This is a genomic window from Clostridium sp. (genome assembly GCF_051650885.1).
Classification (GTDB): Bacteria; Bacillota; Clostridia; order Clostridiales; family Clostridiaceae; genus Clostridium.
The window spans coordinates 1-3,679 of sequence record NZ_JBOFRG010000287.1; the positions used below are offsets into that span (position 1 = coordinate 1).

3 protein-coding genes are annotated in these 3,679 nt (G+C 30.9%); all 3 read right to left on the bottom strand.

The window, feature by feature from the left end:
• Positions 1-436 (bottom strand): NADH peroxidase (locus ACRC28_RS13735; RefSeq protein ID WP_438544013.1); only part of this gene is annotated, 436 nt, incomplete at its 3' end.
• Positions 437-720: 284 nt separating this feature from the next.
• Entirely contained in the window at positions 721-1,644 is a 924-nt protein-coding gene (locus ACRC28_RS13740; protein WP_438544014.1) for an AAA family ATPase, read from the bottom strand.
• Between the two features lie 590 nt (positions 1,645-2,234).
• Positions 2,235-3,653 (bottom strand): pyruvate kinase, encoded by a 1,419-nt coding sequence (gene pyk, locus ACRC28_RS13745; protein ID WP_438544015.1) that lies wholly within the window; start codon positions 3,651-3,653, stop codon positions 2,235-2,237.
• Positions 3,654-3,679: the final 26 nt, after the last annotated feature.

A 3,679-nucleotide genomic window follows, 5' to 3' on the forward strand; every position in this document is an offset into this window, starting at 1 on the left:
TAGCTAAAGTAGCTAAATCTTTTTTACCTTGACATGCACCAAACTCAGCGTCAACTCTTGCTTGTAAGTTAGCTTTTGTATCAGCAACTACAACTTCTCCTAATAATTCAGCGAATTTAGCAGCGTGCTCAGCTTCTTCAAATGCTATTCTTTTGTAAGCTTCAGCAACTTCTGGATGTCCTTCTCTATCTGCTTGTCTTGACATTGCTAAGTACATTCCAACTTCTGTACATTCTCCCATGAAGTTAGCTCTTAATCCTTCGATTACTCTTTCGTCAACACCTTGTGCTACACCGATTCTGTGCTCGTCAGCCCAAGCCATTTCTCCAACTTGCTCTTTGAATTTATCAGCTCCAACACCACATACTGGACATTTTTCTGGTGCCATTTCTCCTTCGTGAATGTATCCACATACTGTACAAATATACTTTTTCATAATAATTTCCTCCTCTAATTTTCACACACATAAATTTTATTTATTCTTCTAAACTTTTAAAAACCATTTTAACTTTTAAAAATTTAGTTTCAATCTTTTTTAATACCTCTTTGGTATGTTTTTATTATATAATAATAATTATCCATTGTAAATACTTTTTTTAAAATTTTTTTCAAAAAAAATACTCCTTAATAAAAACAGCCTTATATTTAAACTGTTCCTATAAAAGGAGTAAATTTAAGCTATATATTTAGATTAAGTTAAACCTCTATCTAAATGGAGTTTTATTTATCTAAGTTGTAGATAAAACTATTATAGCTATTCTCAATTATTTCTTTAGACATAGTGGTTATTATAAACTGGATATTTGGAAAAGTTTCTTTAAGTAAATAAATCATCTTACTTTGAAGGCTTGGATGAATATGTCTTTCTATTTCATCTATTAATATAATTCCTTCAACATCATATTTATTCGTTCTAATCTTCTCCATCTTACTCATTATCTCTATAAAGAATTTTAATGCTGCAGTATGTCCGTCTGACAGTTCATTTAATCTTAATGGAGCTTTATTCTTCATATGTATAGCATAATCTTCTAACTCATCATTATAAGAAAACTCTAAATCCTTTGTCATAAAGATTGATTTAAATAATCTTTCTATCATATTAAACCATCTTTTAATTAATACAAGCTCTTCTTCATCATCTATAGCAATAGCTTCTTCCTCTCTATCCTTAAGTTGCAGTAAATACTCCTTAAATAAGGCATCATCTATTTCTATATTTCTTCTTGATTTATAATAAAGGAATATAAATTCTCCTAAATCAAATCTCTTTTGTAGCTCACCATCACCTTTTAATTGAAGTCTTACACCTTTGCAAAACTTATCTTCCTTTAAATTAAAAAATTCTAGTCTATTCTTTAGCTTATTTATCTCACTCTTAGATGCTTCTGTTAAAATTTCTTCATCTCTTAGAAAATATAACTTCTTTTTACATTCTCTTATATCATTATCTAAGTTTATGACATTTTCATAATCCTTTAATAACAAAGAACCTAAAAAAGTATTAATAGCCTCTAATAAAACTGTTTTTCCACTACCATTTTTTCCTGTAATTATTAAATTCTCTGACTTTAACTCAAACTCATTCTTCTTTAGCACTTTATAGTCTTTCACTATAATTTTTTTTATAAATGTTTCTTTCATAAATTCAGTCTAGCAGAACACGCTCTGCTCCCCTCCTTAATTCATTTCTTTCATTATATCATCCCTACCTCCAAAAAATAACAAATTACTTTAAAATAACTAAAAAAAATACTTAGAATCCAAAGAATTCTAAGTATCTGTTTCTATTACTTTGTTGGTTGCCGTCAACAGCGTAATATTTTGAGTAAATTTAAATCAGTTGCCGTATAATCTCTTATACATATTTAAAAGTTTTCACTTTTCCAATAGATAATATACATTATATCTTATTTTCCCTACTTATAATTATTAAGATTTTCTTACTTTTTATACTTAGATAGGTATTTTAATGTATTTTTTATATTTCAATAGTTTATTACCTATCCAATTATTCTTCTTCCAAGGTTTCTGCACTCTTCAATTGCCTCTTTTTGTTCTGTAAATTTTTTTAGGATATCGTATCTCTTCTCTATTTAACAATAATCCATTAGCCTTCACTACATTTCCTACTTCACAATTTAATCTTGATTTGCAAGTGTAGCAATGAGAATATCCTTTTACATTATTAATGGAAATAAAAAAAGAAGTCCTAAGACTTCTTTTTATATATACTATTCTACTATTTCAATTTTCATTAAGTTAGTAGCTCCAACCTTATCTACTGGTACTCCAGCTGCAATAACAACTGTATCACCTTTAGCTAAGAATCCTCTTTCTTCAGCTATAACTACTGATTGCTCCATCATTGCGTCAGTTGACTCAAATTTGTCAGCAACTACTGGGTATACTCCCCATGAGAATACTAATTGCTTAGCAACTACTTCATCATTTGTAATAGCAACGATTGGACACTCTGGTCTGCATTGAGATAATCTCTTAGCAGTAGCTCCACTCTTAGTTGAAGTAACTACAGCAGCAGCTTGTAATTCATTTGCAGCATTACATGCAGCTCTACTAATAACACCAGCTATTGCAGGTATGTGTTTTTTAGCTTTTGATACTGCTACTTCGTAATCTAATTGCTTTTCAGCTTCAGTTGCGATTCTTGCCATAGTTGAAACTGCTTCTACTGGGTAAATTCCGTTAGCACTTTCTCCTGATAACATGATTGCATCTGTTCCATCTAATATAGCGTTAGCTACGTCTGAAACCTCTGCTCTTGTTGGTCTTGGGTTTCTTATCATAGAATCTAACATTTGAGTTGCAGTGATTACTGGGATTCCAGCTCCATTACATTTCTCAATTATCATTTTTTGTACTCCAGGTACGTTTTCTATTGGAATTTCAACTCCAAGATCTCCTCTAGCTACCATGATAGCGTCTGAAACAGCGATTATTGAATCTATGTTATCAACACCTTCTTGGTTTTCTATTTTAGGGCAGATTAAGATATCTTTTCCACCATTTTCATCTAATACTTTTCTTATAGCAATTACGTCTTCTGCTTTTCTTACGAATGAAGCAGCAACCATATTTACTTTCATTTCACAACCGAATTTTAAATCAGCTTCATCTTTTTCAGTTAATGCTGGTAATTTTATTGATACTCCAGGAACGTTAACTCCTTTGTGAGTTCCAACTAATCCAGTGTTCATTACTTCACAAATTACTTTGTTTCCTTCTACTGATTTAACAGTTAATCCAACTAAACCATCATCTATTAAGATAGTGTTTCCAGCTACAACATCATCAACTAATCCGTCATATGTTACTGAACATTTAGTTTCGTCTCCTATAACTTCTTCTTTAACGAAGATTGTAAATTCTGTTCCTTTTTGTAATTCTACTTTGCTTGGCTCAAATTTACCAGTTCTTATTTCTGGTCCTTTAGTATCAAGAACGATAGCTATTTCTTTTCCTAATTTAGCAGCTATTTCTCTAACTTTGTTCATTCTTCCTCTGTGCTCTTCGTGGTCACCGTGTGAGAAGTTATGTCTTGAAGCATTCATTCCTGCCTCTATAACCTTAGTTAATATCTCATCACTTTCACTCGCTGGTCCTACTGTACAAATCATTTTAGTTTTTCTCATTACAAATAACACTCCCTCTAGTTGTA

Bases quoted from the DNA above. Each gene is read 5' to 3' on its own strand.
- pyk (WP_438544015.1), bottom strand. From the start codon at position 3,653: ATGAGAAAAACTAAAATGATTTGTACAGTAGGACCAGCGAGTGAAAGT.
- ACRC28_RS13740 (WP_438544014.1), bottom strand. From the start codon at position 1,644: ATGAAAGAAACATTTATAAAAAAAATTATAGTGAAAGACTATAAAGTG.